The 17,650-nt window shown below is 58.4% G+C and carries 29 protein-coding genes; all 29 read left to right on the top strand.

Going from position 1 to position 17,650, the window contains the following annotated elements:
• Window positions 1–780 carry a sirohydrochlorin cobaltochelatase gene (locus ACTQ34_RS00955; RefSeq protein ID WP_441362057.1) on the top strand — a complete coding sequence of 260 codons (780 nt, stop codon included), beginning with the start codon at window positions 1–3 and terminating at the stop codon, window positions 778–780.
• A gap of 171 nt (window positions 781–951) precedes the next feature.
• On the top strand, window positions 952–3,297 hold the full coding sequence (locus tag ACTQ34_RS00950; RefSeq protein ID WP_441362056.1) for a SpoIIE family protein phosphatase: 2,346 nt from the start codon (window positions 952–954) through the stop codon (window positions 3,295–3,297).
• 54 nt (window positions 3,298–3,351) lie between these two features.
• Window positions 3,352–3,609, top strand: coding sequence for a hypothetical protein (locus ACTQ34_RS00945; RefSeq protein ID WP_441362055.1), 258 nt, complete (start codon window positions 3,352–3,354; stop codon window positions 3,607–3,609).
• Window positions 3,610–3,715: 106 nt separating this feature from the next.
• Complete coding sequence (gene rd, locus ACTQ34_RS00940; protein ID WP_373164366.1) at window positions 3,716–3,874, top strand: rubredoxin; 159 nt, start codon at window positions 3,716–3,718, stop codon at window positions 3,872–3,874.
• A 168-nt stretch (window positions 3,875–4,042) separates the two neighbouring features.
• Window positions 4,043–4,552 carry a DedA family protein gene (locus tag ACTQ34_RS00935; protein WP_441362054.1) on the top strand — a complete coding sequence of 170 codons (510 nt, stop codon included), beginning with the start codon at window positions 4,043–4,045 and terminating at the stop codon, window positions 4,550–4,552.
• 130 nt (window positions 4,553–4,682) lie between these two features.
• Entirely contained in the window at window positions 4,683–5,654 is a 972-nt protein-coding gene (gene dusB / locus ACTQ34_RS00930; protein ID WP_441362053.1) for a tRNA dihydrouridine synthase DusB, read from the top strand.
• Between the two features lie 32 nt (window positions 5,655–5,686).
• Entirely contained in the window at window positions 5,687–6,289 is a 603-nt protein-coding gene (locus ACTQ34_RS00925) for an RNA polymerase sigma factor (RefSeq protein WP_441362052.1), read from the top strand.
• Entirely contained in the window at window positions 6,286–7,287 is a 1,002-nt protein-coding gene (locus ACTQ34_RS00920) for a zf-HC2 domain-containing protein (RefSeq protein WP_441362051.1), read from the top strand. Before ACTQ34_RS00925 ends, ACTQ34_RS00920 begins: the two co-directional genes overlap by 4 nt.
• A gap of 502 nt (window positions 7,288–7,789) precedes the next feature.
• Window positions 7,790–8,101, top strand: coding sequence for a 30S ribosomal protein S10 (gene rpsJ, locus ACTQ34_RS00915; RefSeq protein WP_054326972.1), 312 nt, complete (start codon window positions 7,790–7,792; stop codon window positions 8,099–8,101).
• 127 nt (window positions 8,102–8,228) lie between these two features.
• Window positions 8,229–8,924 (top strand): 50S ribosomal protein L3, encoded by a 696-nt coding sequence (gene rplC, locus ACTQ34_RS00910; RefSeq protein ID WP_373164609.1) that lies wholly within the window; start codon window positions 8,229–8,231, stop codon window positions 8,922–8,924.
• Between the two features lie 18 nt (window positions 8,925–8,942).
• A complete protein-coding gene (gene rplD / locus ACTQ34_RS00905) occupies window positions 8,943–9,566 on the top strand; it encodes a 50S ribosomal protein L4 (protein WP_302666242.1) in 624 nt (207 codons plus the stop codon).
• Entirely contained in the window at window positions 9,566–9,859 is a 294-nt protein-coding gene (rplW, locus tag ACTQ34_RS00900; protein WP_373164371.1) for a 50S ribosomal protein L23, read from the top strand. The genes rplD and rplW overlap by 1 nt, the downstream gene beginning before the upstream one ends.
• Window positions 9,860–10,104: 245 nt before the next feature.
• On the top strand, window positions 10,105–10,938 hold the full coding sequence (gene rplB / locus ACTQ34_RS00895) for a 50S ribosomal protein L2 (RefSeq protein ID WP_373164372.1): 834 nt from the start codon (window positions 10,105–10,107) through the stop codon (window positions 10,936–10,938).
• A gap of 18 nt (window positions 10,939–10,956) precedes the next feature.
• A complete protein-coding gene (gene rpsS / locus ACTQ34_RS00890; protein ID WP_054326968.1) occupies window positions 10,957–11,238 on the top strand; it encodes a 30S ribosomal protein S19 in 282 nt (93 codons plus the stop codon).
• Between the two features lie 17 nt (window positions 11,239–11,255).
• Entirely contained in the window at window positions 11,256–11,591 is a 336-nt protein-coding gene (gene rplV, locus ACTQ34_RS00885; RefSeq protein ID WP_125115721.1) for a 50S ribosomal protein L22, read from the top strand.
• Window positions 11,592–11,604: 13 nt separating this feature from the next.
• Complete coding sequence (gene rpsC / locus ACTQ34_RS00880) at window positions 11,605–12,390, top strand: 30S ribosomal protein S3 (RefSeq protein WP_441362050.1); 786 nt, start codon at window positions 11,605–11,607, stop codon at window positions 12,388–12,390.
• A complete protein-coding gene (rplP, locus tag ACTQ34_RS00875) occupies window positions 12,390–12,818 on the top strand; it encodes a 50S ribosomal protein L16 (RefSeq protein ID WP_441362049.1) in 429 nt (142 codons plus the stop codon). Before rpsC ends, rplP begins: the two co-directional genes overlap by 1 nt.
• The gene (gene rpmC / locus ACTQ34_RS00870; protein WP_300185749.1) at window positions 12,818–13,018 is read left to right on the top strand and encodes a 50S ribosomal protein L29; all 201 of its coding nucleotides are present in this window, start codon (window positions 12,818–12,820) and stop codon (window positions 13,016–13,018) included. Before rplP ends, rpmC begins: the two co-directional genes overlap by 1 nt.
• A 15-nt stretch (window positions 13,019–13,033) precedes the next feature.
• On the top strand, window positions 13,034–13,291 hold the full coding sequence (rpsQ, locus tag ACTQ34_RS00865) for a 30S ribosomal protein S17 (protein WP_031475647.1): 258 nt from the start codon (window positions 13,034–13,036) through the stop codon (window positions 13,289–13,291).
• 12 nt (window positions 13,292–13,303) lie between these two features.
• The gene (rplN, locus tag ACTQ34_RS00860) at window positions 13,304–13,672 is read left to right on the top strand and encodes a 50S ribosomal protein L14 (RefSeq protein ID WP_054326962.1); all 369 of its coding nucleotides are present in this window, start codon (window positions 13,304–13,306) and stop codon (window positions 13,670–13,672) included.
• 17 nt (window positions 13,673–13,689) lie between these two features.
• Window positions 13,690–14,007, top strand: a complete 318-nt coding sequence (gene rplX / locus ACTQ34_RS00855) for a 50S ribosomal protein L24 (RefSeq protein WP_302666247.1) — start codon at window positions 13,690–13,692, stop codon at window positions 14,005–14,007.
• 20 nt (window positions 14,008–14,027) lie between these two features.
• The gene (gene rplE, locus ACTQ34_RS00850; RefSeq protein WP_441362048.1) at window positions 14,028–14,573 is read left to right on the top strand and encodes a 50S ribosomal protein L5; all 546 of its coding nucleotides are present in this window, start codon (window positions 14,028–14,030) and stop codon (window positions 14,571–14,573) included.
• 15 nt (window positions 14,574–14,588) lie between these two features.
• Window positions 14,589–14,774 carry a type Z 30S ribosomal protein S14 gene (locus tag ACTQ34_RS00845; RefSeq protein WP_125115726.1) on the top strand — a complete coding sequence of 62 codons (186 nt, stop codon included), beginning with the start codon at window positions 14,589–14,591 and terminating at the stop codon, window positions 14,772–14,774.
• Between the two features lie 368 nt (window positions 14,775–15,142).
• Window positions 15,143–15,541 (top strand): 30S ribosomal protein S8, encoded by a 399-nt coding sequence (rpsH, locus tag ACTQ34_RS00840; RefSeq protein WP_373164377.1) that lies wholly within the window; start codon window positions 15,143–15,145, stop codon window positions 15,539–15,541.
• A 15-nt stretch (window positions 15,542–15,556) separates the two neighbouring features.
• Window positions 15,557–16,102, top strand: a complete 546-nt coding sequence (rplF, locus tag ACTQ34_RS00835; RefSeq protein WP_441362047.1) for a 50S ribosomal protein L6 — start codon at window positions 15,557–15,559, stop codon at window positions 16,100–16,102.
• Window positions 16,103–16,123: 21 nt separating this feature from the next.
• Entirely contained in the window at window positions 16,124–16,483 is a 360-nt protein-coding gene (gene rplR, locus ACTQ34_RS00830) for a 50S ribosomal protein L18 (RefSeq protein ID WP_373164379.1), read from the top strand.
• A gap of 18 nt (window positions 16,484–16,501) precedes the next feature.
• The gene (gene rpsE, locus ACTQ34_RS00825; protein WP_054326956.1) at window positions 16,502–17,005 is read left to right on the top strand and encodes a 30S ribosomal protein S5; all 504 of its coding nucleotides are present in this window, start codon (window positions 16,502–16,504) and stop codon (window positions 17,003–17,005) included.
• Between the two features lie 17 nt (window positions 17,006–17,022).
• Window positions 17,023–17,205, top strand: a complete 183-nt coding sequence (rpmD, locus tag ACTQ34_RS00820; protein ID WP_031472218.1) for a 50S ribosomal protein L30 — start codon at window positions 17,023–17,025, stop codon at window positions 17,203–17,205.
• A 3-nt stretch (window positions 17,206–17,208) separates the two neighbouring features.
• Window positions 17,209–17,649, top strand: a complete 441-nt coding sequence (rplO, locus tag ACTQ34_RS00815) for a 50S ribosomal protein L15 (RefSeq protein WP_441362046.1) — start codon at window positions 17,209–17,211, stop codon at window positions 17,647–17,649.
• The last annotated feature ends 1 nt before the right edge of the window (window position 17,650 follow it).

Genomic DNA, 17,650 nt, shown 5'->3' with positions numbered 1-17,650 from the left:
ATGGGCAAAAAAGCGCTGATGGTCGTCAGCTTTGGCACCAGCATGCCGCAGGCGCGGCGCGCAATCGAGAAAATTGAGGAGCGGCTGCACAAGGCGTTCCCGGACCATGATTTTTTCCGCGCCTTCACTTCGGGCATGGTTGCCCGCAAAATCGAGCGGGAGGAGGGCGTGCACATCCCTGCTCCGGAGGAGCTGATGGAGCGCTTGGCAGAGCAAGGATATGAGGAAGTGCGCTGTCAGAGCCTGCACGTCATCTTCGGGCAGGAGTACGAAAAGCTGCTGGCGCAGCTGCGCCCATATTGTGGTCGGTTTGCGCGGCTGTTGATTGGCAGGCCGCTTTTGTGGGATACCGAGGATTATCTGCGGCTGACGCGCGCGCTTTTGACCGAAATGCCGCGCCTTGCGGCAGACGAGGCGTATGTGTTCATGGGGCATGGCACCGAGCATCCGGCGAACGCCGCGTATGCGCTGGTGGAGAACTGCTTCCGGTATCACCGCGCCGAGCGGGTGTATGTCGGCACGGTCGAGGGTTTTCCTCATCTGGATTATGTGCTTGCACGGCTGGATGCGCATGGGGTTACGCATGTGCACCTTGCGCCGCTGATGATTGTGGCGGGCGACCATGCGCACAACGACCTTGCGGGTGAAGAAGAGGATAGCTGGAAGAGCCGCCTGGAGAGCGAGGGCTATACGGTGGAAACCCATCTGCGCGGGCTGGGCGAACTGGACGCGGTAGGGGAGATTTTCGTCGGCCATTGCCGCGCCGCGGAATCATTATAAGAGAAAAATCGCAGAACACAGCGGGTGATATTGTCATCCGCTGTGTTTTTTTCTGTCAGAACCGCGGCGGCGCATAGAAAAACGGAAAAAGTTCTATTCCCGCCCTTATTTTCCGGCAAAGCCCGCATATTCTTTGGGCTATACTGGGAAAACAAGGGAGGCAGAACGAAAATGGACAAGCAAAAAACAAAGCGGGCTGCGCCGCTTGTGTTGGGCCGCGCGGCGGCATGGGTGGCGCGGCTGTGGAACGAGGAACATCTACACATCTTGGTCACCGGTGTGCAGCGGTTTATTCTGTGTGCGGTGCTCGCGCGCGGCACGGTGTTCGGTGGGTATGCGCCGTTCGGACTAGCAATGGCGGCGGCGCTGATGGCGCGCGGCGCGGGACTGAGTGCGGTTGGCGGTGTGGTCTGCGGGCTGATGCTGCTGGGCAGCGGACTGAAAAGCGGCGTGTACATTGCGGCGGTGCTGCTGGTTTTGTGCGTGATGAGCGTGTGCGCGGGCTTGCGTATCGTGCGCACGGCGTGGTTTGCGCCGATTGTAGCGGCGTTTGCGGGGGCGGCATGCACCTTCGTGTTTCTGCCGTCGGGCGCGGCGCTGACTTTATCCGCGCTGATGCCGTTTGTGGCTGTGCAGCTGCTGACGCTCGGGGCATGCCGCGTTTATGGCGCGGCGCTCTCTCCACCGCGGGATGAAAACGACTGGCGGCGACCGGCGACGCTGCTGGTGCTGGTGGCGACCGTACTGCTGTCGCTGTCCGACCTGAGTCTGTTTTCTCTGCTCTCGCCTGCCCGTGTGGCGGCGCTTCTGCTGACGCTTGCAGCGGCTTATCTTGGCGGGGCTGCGCCCGGCGCGGCGACCGGCGTGGCACTGGGCGCTGCGATGGATATCGCCTGCGGCTACGGCGCGCTGTTCACCTGCTGTTATGGTCTGTGTGCGCTGGTTGCTGGTCTGTTCCGCGACAGCGGACGCGGTTGGTTTGCGCTGTGCGCGCTAGGCTCCGGACTGTGCGCGGCGATGCTGGGTGTGGAGCATGTGCTGTTTGTGCCGATGATTCTCGAGCTTATCTGCGCGGTGGCAGCGTTTGCTGTCATGCCGCCGCTGGTATGGGATGCGATGCGCCACAGCTTCCTGCCCGACACGCTCATGGGCGAGGCGGCGCACCGCACGGTGCGGCAGACGGCGAGCAGATGCGCCACGGAAGCGGCGCAGGCGTTTTATGAATTGTATCTGGCGATGCTGAACGGCATCAGCGAGGGCAAGGCGGCGGGCGACCAGAATGTGCGCGCGGTGTTCGACCGCGCGAGCGACCGGGTGTGCAAAAACTGCGTGCTGTGCTCTCAGTGCTGGCAGCGCGACTATGTAACGACGCTGGCCGCGCTCAACGATGTGACCCAGCCCATGCTCAAACGCGGACGGGCGGAGCTTTCCGACTTTCCTTATCATTTTGCCTCGCGCTGCGTGCATCTGCCCGAGCTGATGCGCGCCATCAACAGCGCGTTGTTTGCGCTGCGCGAGCGCCAAAGCCTTCGGCGGCAGCAGGAGGAAAACCAGAGCCTGCTGGCGCGCCAATATGCGGGCATTACGGATATTCTTCGTCAGCTGGGCGCGGAGGCGACGCAGGATGTGACCGCCCAGCCCATGATGGAGCGGCAGGTTCGGCGGTATGCGGCGGCGTTCGGCTGGATTGACCGCGTGTGCGCGGTACGCGACGCGCAGGGCCGGCTTGCGATTGAGCTGTATGGCGAGGGCATCGAGGATGTGCTGCGGCAGGGCGAGGGCTTCTCTGCGGGTCTGAGCGCGCTGCTCGGTGTGACGCTGACCGCCCCAAAACGGGTGGAGGACGAGTTTGGCCCGCATGTGGAGATGCGGGAGCGCGCGCCCTTTCGTGCAATTGTCGGCATCGGCCGGCAGCAGAAGGAAGAATCCGCAGTCTCCGGCGACAGCGGCTGCTACTTCCTGACCGATGCGGGCATTGCCTGCTTGTTGCTGTCCGACGGCATGGGGTCGGGGACGGCGGCGCAGCAGGACAGCCGCATGCTGATTACCTCGCTCGAGCGCTTCCTGCGCGCGGGCATCACAATTGCGGACGCGCTCAAAGCAGTCTCTCCCGCGCTGCGGCTGCGCTCGGACGGGACACGGTTTACCACACTCGACGCGTTGACGCTTGATTTGTTTACCGGACGGGCGGAAAGCCTCAAGTGCGGTGCGGCGCCCTCCTATCTGCGCATGGGTGGTCAGTGGAAGATGCTGACCGGCAAGGCGCTGCCCATTGGTCTGGCCGAAGAGGACGCGCTGGGTGAGCCGGTGCCGCTGCGTTTCGGGCATGGTGACCTGTGTATCCTGCTGTCCGACGGTATTTCGGACGGCATGGATGACGGCTGGGTGCGGGAAACGCTGCTGGCGCATGCAGAGGACAGTCCGAAGGAACTGGCCATGCATCTGGTCACGGGTGCAGCGGGTCGGGGGCATGATGACGACCGCACGGCGCTGGTGATGCGAGTGGAAAAAATGTGATGGTTAAATCCCTCCCTTTGTGGCAATACTTGCTGCAAAAGGGAGGGATTTGCTATGGTAAAGGGAATCAGCCGCCGTGTGGTAGTGGTGCGTCCGGATGAGCACGGGGTATTTGAGCAGGCGATTTTTCTGGTGCGGGACTGCACTGTGCCGCGCAGCGACGCAGTGCGCGAGGCTTGCCGGATTGCAAACCGTTATCTGGTCGGGCGCGGTGTCAGACGGCGCTCACCATGGCTGCGTCTGGCGGTGGCATTTGCGCTCGGCGCGGTGGCAGCAAGCAGTATTTGGGTTGTGTTTTGGCTGCTCTTATGAAAAAGGATGAAAAACCCGCGGCAATATTGTACAGTATCCCGGTAGACAATAAATGATAAATGCTATATATTAATATCAAATATTAATAATAAAAGGAGAAAGCAAAATGAGCAAGTATGTGTGCAAGGTTTGCGGTTATATTTATGATCCTGCGGAAGGCGATCCGGATAACGGTGTTGCGCCCGGCACGGCGTTTGAAAACCTGCCGGAGGATTGGGTTTGCCCGCTGTGCGCAGTCGGCAAGGAAGAGTTTGAGCCGGCATAACTGTAAAGACAAAAGGGGTCGCTGTATCAGCGGCCCCTTTTTGTGAACAGATTGCAAATTGCGTGCGCGCGCCCTTGTTTTGCCGCAATCGACTTGTTATACTAAAGACAAATAGTAAGGCGCGCCGAACCGGGCGCGGTCTGAAAAACAGTAGAGGTGGCTTGGCGTATGACCGCCGAATTATTTTTCCAGTTGTTTCATCAGTACGGACTGATTCTGGTCTGTGCGGTCATTTTCTGCGAATATATGAACCTGCCCGGTTTTCCGGCGGGCGTGATTATGCCGTCCATCGGCGTGCTGATTGCGCAGAGCGAGTTGTCGCTCGTGCTGACGGTTGCGCTGAGTGTTGTGTTTGGCGTGCTGGGCAGTCTGGTCATTTATGGGGCATGCTACTGGGGCGGCGAACCTATCATGGAAAAGCTGTTTGGAAAAAGTGAGAAATTCCGCTCGTTTGTCAGACGCTGCCATGCGTATATTGACGCTCAGCATGGCCGTGGACTGGCGCTGTGCCGCATTATCCCGGTGCTGCGCACGATTGTGTCCATCCCGGCGGGACTCATCCGCATGCCGGTTAAGTGGTTTGTCGGCTGGTCGGCGCTCGGCATTGCGGTATGGAACACGGTGCTGATTTCGTTTGGTTATTTCTTCAGCGAAAAGATTTTAATGATGGTATTGTAAAAAGCTCCCTTGCGGGAGCTTTTTTGGCGTTTTGGGCATGATGCGATTTTGTCACCACTTTGCAAGTTGCAATCAGTGGGGCTGTATGTTACAATATACTGCGTTAAATTATGCGCAGTGGGGGAGATTTATGCAAATCGGGAACGTAACGCTTGCCGGACGGATGGTGCTTGCGCCGATGGCCGGCGTGACCGACCGCGCCTTCCGGCAGATTTGCCGCGAGCATGGCGCGGCGCTGACCGTGACCGAAATGGTCTCTGCCAAGGCATTGACCTATGGCGATAAAAAAACACCGGGACTGCTGGCGCTGGCAGAAAACGAGCATCCCGCAGCGGCGCAGATTTTCGGTCATGAGCCGGAAACCATGGCGGAAGGCGCAAAGATTGCGCGTGCGGTGTCCGGGTGCGATATCATTGATATCAACATGGGATGTCCTGCGCCCAAGATTGTCAATAATGGTGACGGCTCCGCGCTGATGCGCGACCCGGCGTTGGCTGCGAGCGTGATTGAGGCGGTTTGCCGCGCGGTGGATGTGCCGGTGACGGTTAAATTCCGCAAGGGCTGGGATGAGAAGAGCATCAATTATGTTGCATTTGCGCGCATGGCGGAGCAGGCTGGTGCGTCGGCCATTGCAGTGCATGGCCGTACGCGTGCGCAGCAGTACAGCGGTAAAGCAGACTGGGATGCAATCCGCGCGGTTAAGCAGGCCGTGTTCATTCCGGTGATTGCCAACGGTGACGTGGCCGTGCCGGAGGATGTGGTGCGCATTCTGGAGCATACCGGTGCGGACGCGGTGATGGTTGGTCGTGGCGCGCTGGGCGACCCGTGGATTTTTGAGCGGGCAAACGCGCTGCTGGAGACCGGTATATGCCCGCCGCTGCCGCCCTTTGCCGAACGGATTGACACAGCAGTCCGGCAAATCGAGCTGGCGGCGGAGCAAAAGGGTGAGCGCGTGGCGATGCTGGAGGCGCGCCGCCATGTCAACTGGTATCTCAAGGGGCAAAGCGGACTGAAAGCATTTAAAATGCGTATCTGCGCACTGGAACGGCTCGAGCAGCTTTATCCGCTGGCGGAGGAGATGAAGCGCGCAGCCGGTTGCTGAACGATATTTGACATCAGAAGGAGGCCGAAGCTGTGGACGAAAAGCATATTCTAGCGCGGGCCAAGCGCGGCGAGCTGGACGCCTTTGAAGAGCTGGTGCGCCGGTATGAGAAGCGTGTATATGCGGTTGCGCTGCGCTCGTCCGGCAGTCCGGAGGATGCCGCCGACATCGTGCAGGAGGTCTTTTTGCGTGCCTGGCGGTCGATCGAGTCTTTTCGCGGGGACAGCGGCTTCTCCACCTGGCTGTTTCGCATCACCATGAATATGTGTGTGGATTTTGCCCGCCATAAGCATGCCCAGCCGCAAACGCAGTCCATGGTGGACGAGGAGGAGAATGAACGTCCGATGCCGGATACGGCGCCGACGCCCGAGGAGCATCTGGAAAACCGGGAACTTGGGCGGGAACTTGCGGCGGCGCTGGAGGAAATCAGCGAGGAGCATCGCCGTATCGTGCTGCTGCGCGATGTGTCCGGCATGAGCTACACCGAGATTGCGGAGGTGCTGGAGATCAGCGAAGGCACGGTCAAGTCTCGGCTTTCGCGTGCGCGTATTGCGCTGCGCAAGGTTTTGCTGCGCAGAGGGAACCTTTTTCTGTCTGCCGCGTCTAATCCATCGAAAGGAGGCGGGGACGCATGAGTGATGAAGAATATTTTGAGCAGCTGGTGTCCAACAGTCTGGACGGTACGTTGACCGATTCCGAGCGGGAAAAGCTGGAAGAGCATCTGGCGGAGTGCCCCTCGTGCGCCGCGCTGAAACAGGATCTGGAGCAGATGCGGGCATGGTTTGCCGAAGAGGTGGAGGTGCCCGAAGGATTGCATGAAGGCATCATGCACAAGCTGGAGCAGGAAACAAAGATGCGGGTGGTGCAGCCGGAGAAGCCGGTACGCCGTATGCCGGTATTCACGATGGTGGCAGCCGCTGCGGTTGTGGTGCTGGTGGTGCTCGGCGGCGGACTGATGCCCGCGTTTAGTACGGTGGACAGCGGCGGCAATACGACAGGGGCGTCCGATGCTTCTGCGGCAGAAGGTGCGGCCTATGGCGATACAACCGCCGGTGAGGCGGTTGCGGACGCGGCAGAGAACGCCGGACTGGCGGCAGGCAGCGAGGGAAATGCCGGCGCAGCGGTTGTGCCCCCTGAGGGCGGGCAGGCCGTGCAGCCGCGCAACAGCGTGCCGGAAAGCGGCGCTTCCGCACCGAGCAGCAATACGCAAAGCGCGTCGGAACAGACGGCAGGCAGCGGCGCTGCAACCGGCAGTGGTGAGGCTTGGGATGAACTGCAACCCGGCGCGAAAGCCGGTGCAGGCGATGCTACCAAGCAATCCGATCCACAAGGAAGCATCGCATTGGCGGAAGCGCAGCCGGTGCTCACACTGCCGGATTCCTTGCGCGGCACCAGCGTGGCACACTGCTATTTTGCCAGCGGCGGAACCGAGCTGCCGGATGTTGACGGACAAATGGTATCTACGACGGACGGGATTTCCTGGTTCCTGCTGCAGAACAATATGTCCAACTTGCAGGATACGCTGGGGCGGCTGGAGGATGCAGGCTTCACGGTATCGGCTTACGAGGATGTGGGCCTGACCATTGACAGCAAGGCAAGCTCTTGGCTGCTGATTGTAGAAACAGCATCGTAAAAAGCAATGATAAAGGCGGTTTGGAAAGCATGGCTTCCGAACCGCTTTTCTGCGGCATGGAAATTTCGGAGGGTTTCACAAAAAAATTGCAAAAAATTTGTGTAAACGCTTGACTTTGGGAAATGCTTGTAGTAATCTATAGAAGCACCTGCGAAAGCGGGTAAAACGCGATGATGCCGGAGATTGCTGCAATTTGCAGGTAACTTCGGCGGAGTAGGTCCGACAATCGGGCGGTTGAGATAACTGCTATCAGCCAAAGGCTTTGCGCCTTTTGGCAAAAATGCAATGTTCGTACGTAAATTCGGGACTCGCGGCGCGTGCGCCGTAAAGCCGATGGTTCGAACCACTTGTGTTTCTTATTGTGACCGGATCGTTACACTATCAGTGTGCCCGGTTATTTTCATGCCCGCGTGTGATACACACGGCGGGGTTGCAGTTTCTCTCCGTAGCGAGTCAAAACATTATTTAATGTATGGCACACATACGAGGAGGAAAAACCACCATGGCAAACGCACAGAAGATTCGCATTCGCCTCAAGGCGTACGACCACGAGCTCATCGATCAGAGCGCGGAGAAGATCATCGAGACCGCTAAGCGCAACGGCGCGAAGGTTTCCGGCCCGATTCCGCTGCCGACCGAGAAGCAGATCGTCACCATCCTGCGCGCGGTACACAAGTACAAGGATTCCCGCGAGCAGTTCGAGCGCCGCACCCACAAGCGCCTGATCGACATCATCAACCCGAATCAGGCTACCATCGAGGCGCTGACCACCCTCGACCTGCCGGCTGGCGTCGAGTTCGAGGTGAAACTCTAATTTCTGTCAACAGGCAGACGGACTAACCCAACCGGCTGCTTGAAGCCCTGCCGCGACACGCGCGGCGAGGTCATGTTGGCGGCCAAATGCCGTCAACCAATAACCTTTAAGGAGGAAAAACACTATGCTGCAGAAAGCAATCATCGGCAAGAAGGTCGGCATGACCCAGATCTTCAACGCTGACGGCAAGGTGATTCCCTGCACCGTTATCGAGGCAGGCCCTTGCGTTGTCACCCAGCTCAAGACCGAAGAGAAGGACGGCTACAATGCGGTTCAGTTCGGTTTTGAGGACATCAAGGAGCGCAAGCTCAACAAGCCGGAGAAGGGCCACCTGAAGAAGGCTGGCGACTCCCTTAAGAAGTACCTCAAGGAGTTCCGCTTTGCGGACTGCTCCACCTTCCAGCTTGGCGATGTAGTAAAGGCCGACATGTTCGTCGCTGGCGACTATGTCGACGTGACCGGCACCTCCAAGGGTAAGGGCTACGCGGGCGTTATCAAGCGCTTTAACGCGGGCCGCTCCCCGATGAGCCACGGCGCCGGCCCGATGCACCGTCATCAGGGCTCCATGGGCGCGTGCTCGGATCCTTCCAAGATCATGAAGGGCAAAATGATGCCGGGCCACATGGGCGCTGAGCAGGTTACCGTTCAGAACCTCGACGTGGTCAAGGTCGATCCGGAGCTGAACCTCATCGCTGTTTGCGGCGCGGTTCCGGGCCCGAAGGGCGGCATCGTGGTGCTGAAGAACACCGTCAAGAATAACAAGGTTGCCAAGGGCGAGGCTGGCGTCAGCAAGAACCCGCAGAAGGCTTCCGCGAGAAAGTAAGGGAAGGAGGAGCAACTCATGCCTACAGTAGCAGTTTTTGATATGACCGGTAAGAAGACCGGCGAGATGGAGCTGAACGAGGCCGTTTTCGGCATCGAGCCCAACATGGCTGTGGTTCATGCCGCAGTAAAGAATTATCTGGCAAATCAGCGTCAGGGCACCCAGTCCACGCTGACCCGTGCTGAGGTCCGTGGCGGCGGCATCAAGCCGTGGCGTCAGAAGGGCACCGGCCGTGCCCGTCAGGGTTCGATTCGTTCTCCGCAGTGGACCCACGGCGGTATTGCCCTCGGCCCGAAGCCCCGTTCTTATAATTACTCCCTGACCAAGAAGACCCGTCGTCTGGCGATGCTCTCCGCGCTGAGCGCAAAGGCAGCTGCCGGCGAAATCATCGTCATCGATGGTCTGGACATGGGCGAAATCAAGACCAAGACCTTCGCCGGCTTCCTCAAGTCTGTGGAAGCCACCGGCAAGAGCCTGGTTGTTACCCCCGAGGTTCGCACGAACGTCGTCAAGTCCGCCGCCAACATTCCGGGCGTGCGCACGACGATCGCGTCTACCCTCAATGTTTACGAAGTCCTCAACGCCGACAAGTTCATCATCGACAAGGCGGCGGTTGAGAAGCTGCAGGAGGTGTACGCATAATGAAGTTCGCTTACGATATTATCAAGAAGCCGGTCATCACCGAGCGTTCCATGATGGGTTCTCAGAACAACAAGTACACCTTTGAAGTTGCCGCTGACGCTGGCAAGATTGAAATCAAGAAGGCTGTGGAAGAGATCTTCGGCGTAAAGGTGCAGAAGGTCAACACCATCAAGCTGCCGGGCAAGTGGAAGCGCATGGGCGTCCACGTTGGCAAGCGTCCCGACATCAAGAAGGCGATTGTCACCCTGACCCCGGACTCCAAGGGCATCGAGCTTTTTGAGAACATGATGTAATATCTTCTAAGGGGGACCGGTCCCCCTTAGATACCAGAAAAATTCCCGATGGAAACTTTTCTGGATAACCCCCTCGCGTTTGTACGCAAACGCGGTTCGGGACACGCGTCCCGAAGCAGTGGAGTTTTGAACGGGCTAAGCCCGCTCAAAACAGCGCCCCTGCGGGGCGATTGAATGCACGGAAACGTGCTTGTATGGGGATGTCACCCCGATAAGAAACAGATTCTAAGGAGTTGAAAATCCAAATGGCTATCAAGACTTTCAACCCGACGACGCCCTCGCGCAGAAATATGACTGTGCTTTCCTACAAGGGTCTGTCCAAGGTGAAGCCCGAGAAGAGCCTTCTCGAAAAGGTCAAGAAGACCGCCGGCCGCAACAGCTACGGCCGTATCACCGTTCGTCACATTGGCGGCGGCAACAAGAAAAAGTACCGTATCATTGACTTCAAGCGCCAGAAGCTGGATATGCCGGCAACCGTGCTGACGCTCGAGTACGACCCGAACCGCTCCGCGAACATCGCGCTGGTTCAGTATGAGGACGGCGTCAAGGCTTATATCCTCGCGCCGGAAGGCCTCAAGATCGGCGACAAGGTCGTATCCTCCAAGGATGCCGACATCAAGCCGGGCAACTGCCTGCCGGTTGAGAACATCCCGGTTGGTACCATGATTCACAACATTGAGCTGTACCCCGGCAAGGGCGCGCAGCTGGTTCGTTCCGCAGGCGTCGGCGCTCAGCTGATGGCGAAGGAGAACGGCAAGGCGATGGTTCGTCTGCCCTCCGGTGAGCTGCGTTACGTCCGTCTGGAGTGCAAGGCAACCATCGGCGTTGTCGGCAACTCCGACCACTCCAACGTTCAGATCGGTAAGGCCGGCCGTACCCGTCACATGGGTATCCGTCCGACCGTCCGCGGTTCTGTTATGAACCCGTGCGATCACCCGCACGGCGGCGGCGAAGGCAAGAGCCCGATCGGTCGTCCCAGCCCGGTTACCCCGTGGGGCAAGCCGGCGATGGGTTACAAGACCCGCAAGAAGAACCACCGCACGGATAAGCAGATCGTGCGTCGTCGCAACGGCAAGTAAGAAAGGAGTTAACGTAATATGGGCAGAAGTGTCAAGAAGGGCCCTTTTGTGGCTCCTGAGCTTATCAAAAGAGTCGTTGAAATGAACGAAAAGGGCGAGAAGAAGGTTCTCAAGACCTGGTCCCGCGCTTCCACGATCTTCCCGGAGTTCGTCGGTCATACCTTCGCGGTACACGACGGCCGCAAGCATGTTCCGGTGTATGTCACCGAGGACATGGTTGGTCACAAGCTGGGCGAGTTTGCTCCCACCCGTACCTATAAGGGTCACGCGGGCAGCAAGACCTCCAATAACGGTAAGTAAGGAGGAGTTAAGGAAACATGGAAGCAAGAGCAATCGTACGCAACGTGCGCATGACCCCGCGTAAGATCAAGCTGATCTGCGATCTGATCCGCGGCAAGGATGCGGGCGAAGCGATGGCTATCATCATGAATACCCCCAAGGCGGCCTGCGAGCCGATGGAGAAGCTCCTCAAGAGCGCAGTCGCCAATGCCGAGAACAACCACGGCATGAACACCGATAAGCTGTACGTTAAGGAAGTACACGTCGGTCCCGGCCCGATCATGAAGCGCGTTATGCCGCGTGCACAGGGCCGTGCATTCAGAATCCTCAAGAGAACCTCGCACATCACGCTGGTTCTTGGCGAGAGAGAATAAGGGAGGGTAATCAATGGGCCAGAAAGTAAATCCGAACGGTCTCCGTGTCGGCGTTATCAAGAATTGGGATTCCCGTTGGTTCGCAAAGGACAATGCGTTCGGCGACCTCCTCGTGGAAGACTACAACATCCGTAAGGAACTGAAGAAGCGTCTGTACGACGCAGGCGTTCCGGCGATCGAAATCGAGCGCAAGAACGACGAAATCAAGATCATGATCCAGTGCGCGCGTCCCGGCATGGTTGTCGGCCGCGGCGGCGAGGACATCAAGAAGCTCGAGGAAGAGCTGACCCGCAAGTATGGCAAGAAGGTTCGCTGCTCTATCATCGAGATCAAGAACCCGGACACCAATGCAACGCTGGTTGCGGAAAACATTGCCGCGCAGCTTGAGAAGCGCATTGGCTTCCGTCGTGCCATGAAGCAGTCCATGGGCCGCGCAATGCGCATGGGCGCCAAGGGCATCAAGGTTTCCTGCAGCGGCCGTCTGGGCGGCGCGGAAATCGCCCGCACCGAGCACTATCATGAGGGCACCATCCCGCTGCAGACCCTGCGCGCGGATATCGACTATGGCTTTGCCGAGGCCGCGACCACCTATGGCCGCATCGGCGTTAAGGTTTGGATCTACAAGGGTGAGGTTCTCCACGGCGGTCCGCGTCTGGGCCGTTCCATCGAGGCTCCCAAGCCCGCTTTCGAGCGCCGCGAGCGTCGCGGTGGCCGTGATGACCGCCGTGGCGGCCGTCGCGACTTCAACCGTGGCAATGGCGAGCGTCGCGCACCCCGTCAGGAAGGAGGCAACCGCTAATGCTGCTCCCCAAGAGAGTTAAATACCGTCGCGTGCATCGTGGCCGCCTCAAGGGCAAGGCCATGCGCGGCAACTTCGTATCCAACGGCGATTTCGGCCTGCAGGCTACCGAGCCCTGCTGGATCACCTCGAACCAGATTGAGGCCGCTCGTATCGCCATGACCCATTACACCAAGCGTGGCGGTCAGGTTTGGATCAAGATTTTCCCCGATAAGCCGATTACCGAGAAGCCGGCCGAGACCCGAATGGGTTCCGGTAAGGGCTCGCCCGAGTACTGGGTAGCGGTCGTAAAGCCCGGCCGCGTACTGTTTGAAATCGCCGGCGTATCCGAAGAGGTCGCCCGCGAGGCTCTGCGTCTGGCCAGCCACAAGCTGCCGTGCAAGACCAAGTTCGTTGCCCGTGAGACCAAGAATGGCGGTGAAGCATGATGAAGGCATCTGAGATCAGAGAACTGACGGCCGAGGAACTGGCTGCAAAGCTGGGCGACCTGAAGAAGGACCTCTTCAACCTCCGTCTTCAGCTCGCTACCAATCAGCTCGAAAACACCAACAAGATCACTGAGGTCAAGCGCGACATTGCGCGTGTCAACACCGTAATCCGTGAGAAGCAGCTCGCGGAGAAGGCGTAAAGGGAGGGAAACGAATTGAGCGAAAGAGCATTACGCAAGACGCGAGTCGGCAAGGTCGTTTCCGATAAGATGGACAAGACCATTGTCGTCGCAATCGAGGATCGCGTTGCGCATCCTCTGTATAAGAAGGTTATTCCGCACACCTACAAGCTGAAGGCGCACGACGAGAACAACGAGTGCCGCATCGGCGACAAGGTGAAGGTGATGGAGACCCGCCCGCTGTCCAAGGATAAGCGCTGGAGACTGGTCGAAGTCATTGAGAAGGCAAAGTAAGGAGGAGAGCACATGGTTCAGCAGGAAACTTTTCTGCGTGCAGCTGACAACAGCGGCGCGAAGGAACTGAAGGTAATCCGTGTTCTCGGCGGCTCCGCACGCAAGTACGGCAACATCGGTGACGTAGTCGTCTGCTCGGTGCGCAAGTGCACCCCGGGCGGCGGCGTGAAGAAGGGCGACGTCGTTAAGGCGGTCATCGTCCGCACCGTTAAGGGCCTGCGCCGCGCGGATGGAAGCTACATCCGCTTTGACGAGAACGCCGGCGTCATCATCCGTGATGATAAAAACCCCCGCGGCACCCGTATCTTTGGGCCTGTCGCTCGTGAGCTGCGCGATAAGGACTATATGAAGATCCTGTCGCTTGCTCCGGAAGTACTGTAAGGAGGTCGCCAAGAAATATGAATACTCTGCATGTTAAGACGGGCGACACCGCAGTCGTTCTTTCCGGCAAGGAAAAGGGCAAGCGCGGCAAGGTTCTGTCCGTAAACCCGAAGAAGGGTATGGTTGTTATCGAAGGTGTGAACATGATTAAGTGCCACACCAAGCCCCGCCGTCAGGGTGAGACCGGCGGCATCATCGAGCGCGAGGGCGCGCTGCGTGCGTGCAAGGTTATGCGTGTTTGCCCGAAGTGCAACAAGCCGACCCGCCCCGCGCACAAGTTCGCTGAGAACGGTGCAAAGCTGACGGTGTGCAAGCACTGCGGCGAGACGCTTTAAGAAGAGGAGGCAAGCAATAAATGGTTCCGAATATGAAAGCCAAGTATACTGCGGATGTTGCGCCTGCTCTGATGAAGAAGTTCCAGTACAAGAGCACGATGCAGATCCCGACCATCGACAAGATTGTCGTTAACGTCGGCTGCGGCAAGGAAGCCAACGGCAACTCCAAGGTTATCGAGTCCGTTGTCCGCGACATCGCAGCCATCACCGGCCAGAAGCCGGTTGTCACCCACGCCCGCAAGTCGGTTGCGAACTTCAAGCTCCGCGAGGGCATGCCGGTTGGCGTCAAGGTTACCCTGCGCCGCGACCGCATGTGGGAGTTCCTCGATCGTCTGTTCAACGTAGCGCTGCCGCGTGTCCGCGACTTCCGCGGCATCAACGGCGATGCGTTCGACGGCCGCGGCAACTACGCCCTCGGCCTGAAGGAGCAGCTGATCTTCCCGGAAATTTCCTACGATCAGATCGACAAGATCCGTGGTATGGATATCGTTATCTGCACCACCGCAAAGACCGACGAAGAAGCCAAAGAGCTGCTCACGCTGATGGGCGCTCCGTTTGCAAAGTAAGGGAGGAGAAACAACATGGCTAAGAAGGCAATGATCCTCAAGCAGCAGGCGAAGCCGAAGTTCTCTACCCGCGCTTACAATCGCTGCAAGATCTGCGGCCGTCCGCACGCTTACCTGCGTGATTTCGGTATCTGCCGTATCTGCTTCCGTGAGCTGGCTTACAAGGGCCAGATCCCGGGCGTTCGCAAGGCTTCCTGGTAAGGCTTGCGTCGATTGAAAACGACAAAAAGCGGGCGCTCCGGCGCCCGCTTTTCGCAAATGCTGCCGAAGTGTGTCGGCAAACGAAGTTTTATTGCGTTTTGACGGGAACGAAACCAGAATATTTTATAAAAATATGCATTTTGTTGCTTGCCAACGCGCAAAAAACCATGCTATAATTAGTCGATAGCCCGCCCATGCGGGCTTATCGGCTGTAATTATAAAACAGCTTACCCCAGCCGCTGTCCGTGGAAGGGCCACAGGCAGTGTAAAGAAAAGTGGGAGGCAAACAGGTCAATCAAGAGGGGACCCAACCCAGCCCCGCTCCGATTGCTGCACTACCCCCAAACTTCTTGAAAAGGAGAGCATTTATGCAGATCACTGATCCTATCGCGGATATGCTGACCCGTATCCGCAACGCCGGCAATGCTCGTCATGCCAGCGTGGACGTACCCGCGTCCAAAATGAAGAAGGCAATTGCCCAGATCCTGCTCGATGAGGGCTATATCAAGTCCTTTGAGACCGTCGAGGGCAACACCCAGGGCATCATCCGCATCACGCTCAAGTATGTGGACGGCCGCCAGAAGGCTATCACCGGCCTCAAGCGTGTTTCCAAGCCCGGCCTGCGTGTGTATGCCGGCGCTCAGGAGCTTCCGAAGGTGCTCCGCGGCCTTGGTATTGCCATCATTTCCACGTCGAGAGGCATCATGACCGACAAGAAGGCTCGCGAGCTGAATGTCGGCGGCGAAGTCCTCGCATTTGTATGGTAAGGGGAGGTATAAAATATGTCTCGAATTGGTAGAATGCCGATTGCCATCCCGTCCGGTGTGGAGGTCAAGATCGACGGCCATGTCGTAACGGTCAAGGGCGCAAAGGCAACCCTTACCCGCGAAATCCACCCGAACATCACCGTAGCGGTGGAGGGAAATGAAATTCTTGTCACCCGTCCGAACGATGACAAGCACAACCGTGCCCTGCACGGCCTGACCCGTTCGCTCGTTCACAACATGGTTGTCGGCGTAACCGACGGCTTCAAGAAGGAACTGAGCGTACAGGGCGTTGGTTACCGTGTACAGAAGCAGGGCAAGGATCTGGTTATGAACCTCGGTTACTCGCATCAGGTTACCATGAGCGAAATCGACGGCATCACGATCGACGTTCCGAATCCGAACACGATCATCATCTCCGGTCCTGACAAGCAGAAGGTCGGCCAGTTTGCTGCGGAAGTCCGCGAGAAGCGTCCGCCGGAACCCTACAAGGGCAAGGGCATTCGCTACGCTGACGAGTATGTCCGCCGCAAGGAAGGCAAGACCGGCGCGAAGAAGAAGTAAGGAAAGGAGAGGCGAATTTAAATGGTTTCGAAGAAGGATTCCAACAAGGCGCGTCTGCAGCGCCACAAGCGCGTGCGCGCAAAGATCAGCGGTACCGCCGAGCGTCCGCGTCTGGACGTTTACCGTTCCGCAAAGAACATCTATGCACAGGTCATCGACGATATCGCCGGTGTTACCCTCGTTTCCGCCTCGACTGCCGAGAAGGACTTCACCGAGTACGGCGGCAACAAGGACGCAGCCAAGAAGGTTGGCATGCTGGTTGCCGAGCGCTGCAAGGCCAAGGGCATTGAAAACGTCGTGTTTGACCGCGGCGGTTATCTGTACCACGGCCGCGTGAAGGAACTCGCGGAAGGCGCCCGTGAGGGCGGCCTGCAGTTTTAAGTCGGGAGGAGGTAAAACATGGCTCAGTTTAACAGAAACGATAAGCGCGAGGACGAGTTCTCCGAGAACGTAGTCGCGCTCAACCGCGTTGCCAAGACCGTTAAGGGCGGCCGTATCTTCAAGTTTGCGGCGCTGGTCGTTGTTGGCGACGGCAAGGGCACGGTTGGCTTCGGCCTCGGCAAGGCTTCCGAGGTTCCGGACGCAATCCGTAAGGGCATCGAGGACGCCAAGAAGAACCTCGTTAAGATTTCGCTGAAGGGCACCACCATCCCGCATGAGGTGATTGGTGAGTTCGGCGCGGGCCGCGTTCTGCTCAAGCCCGCCGCTCCCGGTACCGGCGTTATCGCCGGCGGCGCAGTTCGTGCGGTCGTTGAGGCTGCCGGCATCAAGGACATCCGTACCAAGTGCCTGCGTTCCAACAACCCGCAGAATGTTGTTACCGCAACGATGGAAGGCCTCAAGAGCCTGCGCGACGCTGCTCAGGTAGCGGCTGTTCGCGGCAAAGCCGTAGAAGAACTGTAAGAAAGGGGTAACTCACAATGGCTAACATGAAGATTACCCTGAAAAAGAGCCTGGTCGGCCGCTTGGATAAGCACATCGCGACCGCTCATTCTTTGGGGCTTAAGAAGATTAACGACGTAACCGTTCAGCCGGACAACGCGCAGACGCGCGGCAAGGTAAAGCAGATCGGTTACCTGCTCGAAGTTGTAGAGGAGGCGTAACCCATGAAGCTTCACGAATTATCGCCTGCCGCGGGTTCCACCAAGCCGGCTTACCGTAAGGGCCGCGGCGCTGGTTCCGGCAACGGCAAGACCGCAGGCCGCGGTCACAAGGGCCAGTGGGCCCGTTCGGGCGGCGGCGTCCGTCCCGGTTTTGAAGGCGGCCAGATGCCTCTGGCACGTCGTCTGCCGAAGCGCGGCTTCAATAATATTTTCGGCACCACCTACGCACCGGTCAATGTTTCCGCTCTGGAGAAGTTTGAAGACGGCACCGAGGTCACCGCAGAGTCCCTGCGCGAGGCCGGTATCGTCAAGAATGCTCTCGACGGCATCAAGATCCTTGGCAATGGCACGCTGACTAAGAAGCTGACGGTTAAGGCCGCAGCGTTCTCCGCGTCCGCAAAGGAGAAGATCGAAGCCGCAGGCGGAAAGGCCGAGGTGATTTAAG

It is taken from the genome of Agathobaculum sp. LCP25S3_E8 (assembly GCF_052117165.1).
Taxonomy (GTDB): Bacteria; Bacillota; Clostridia; order Oscillospirales; family Butyricicoccaceae; genus Agathobaculum.
This window is presented reverse-complemented; position numbering and strand designations above follow the sequence as displayed.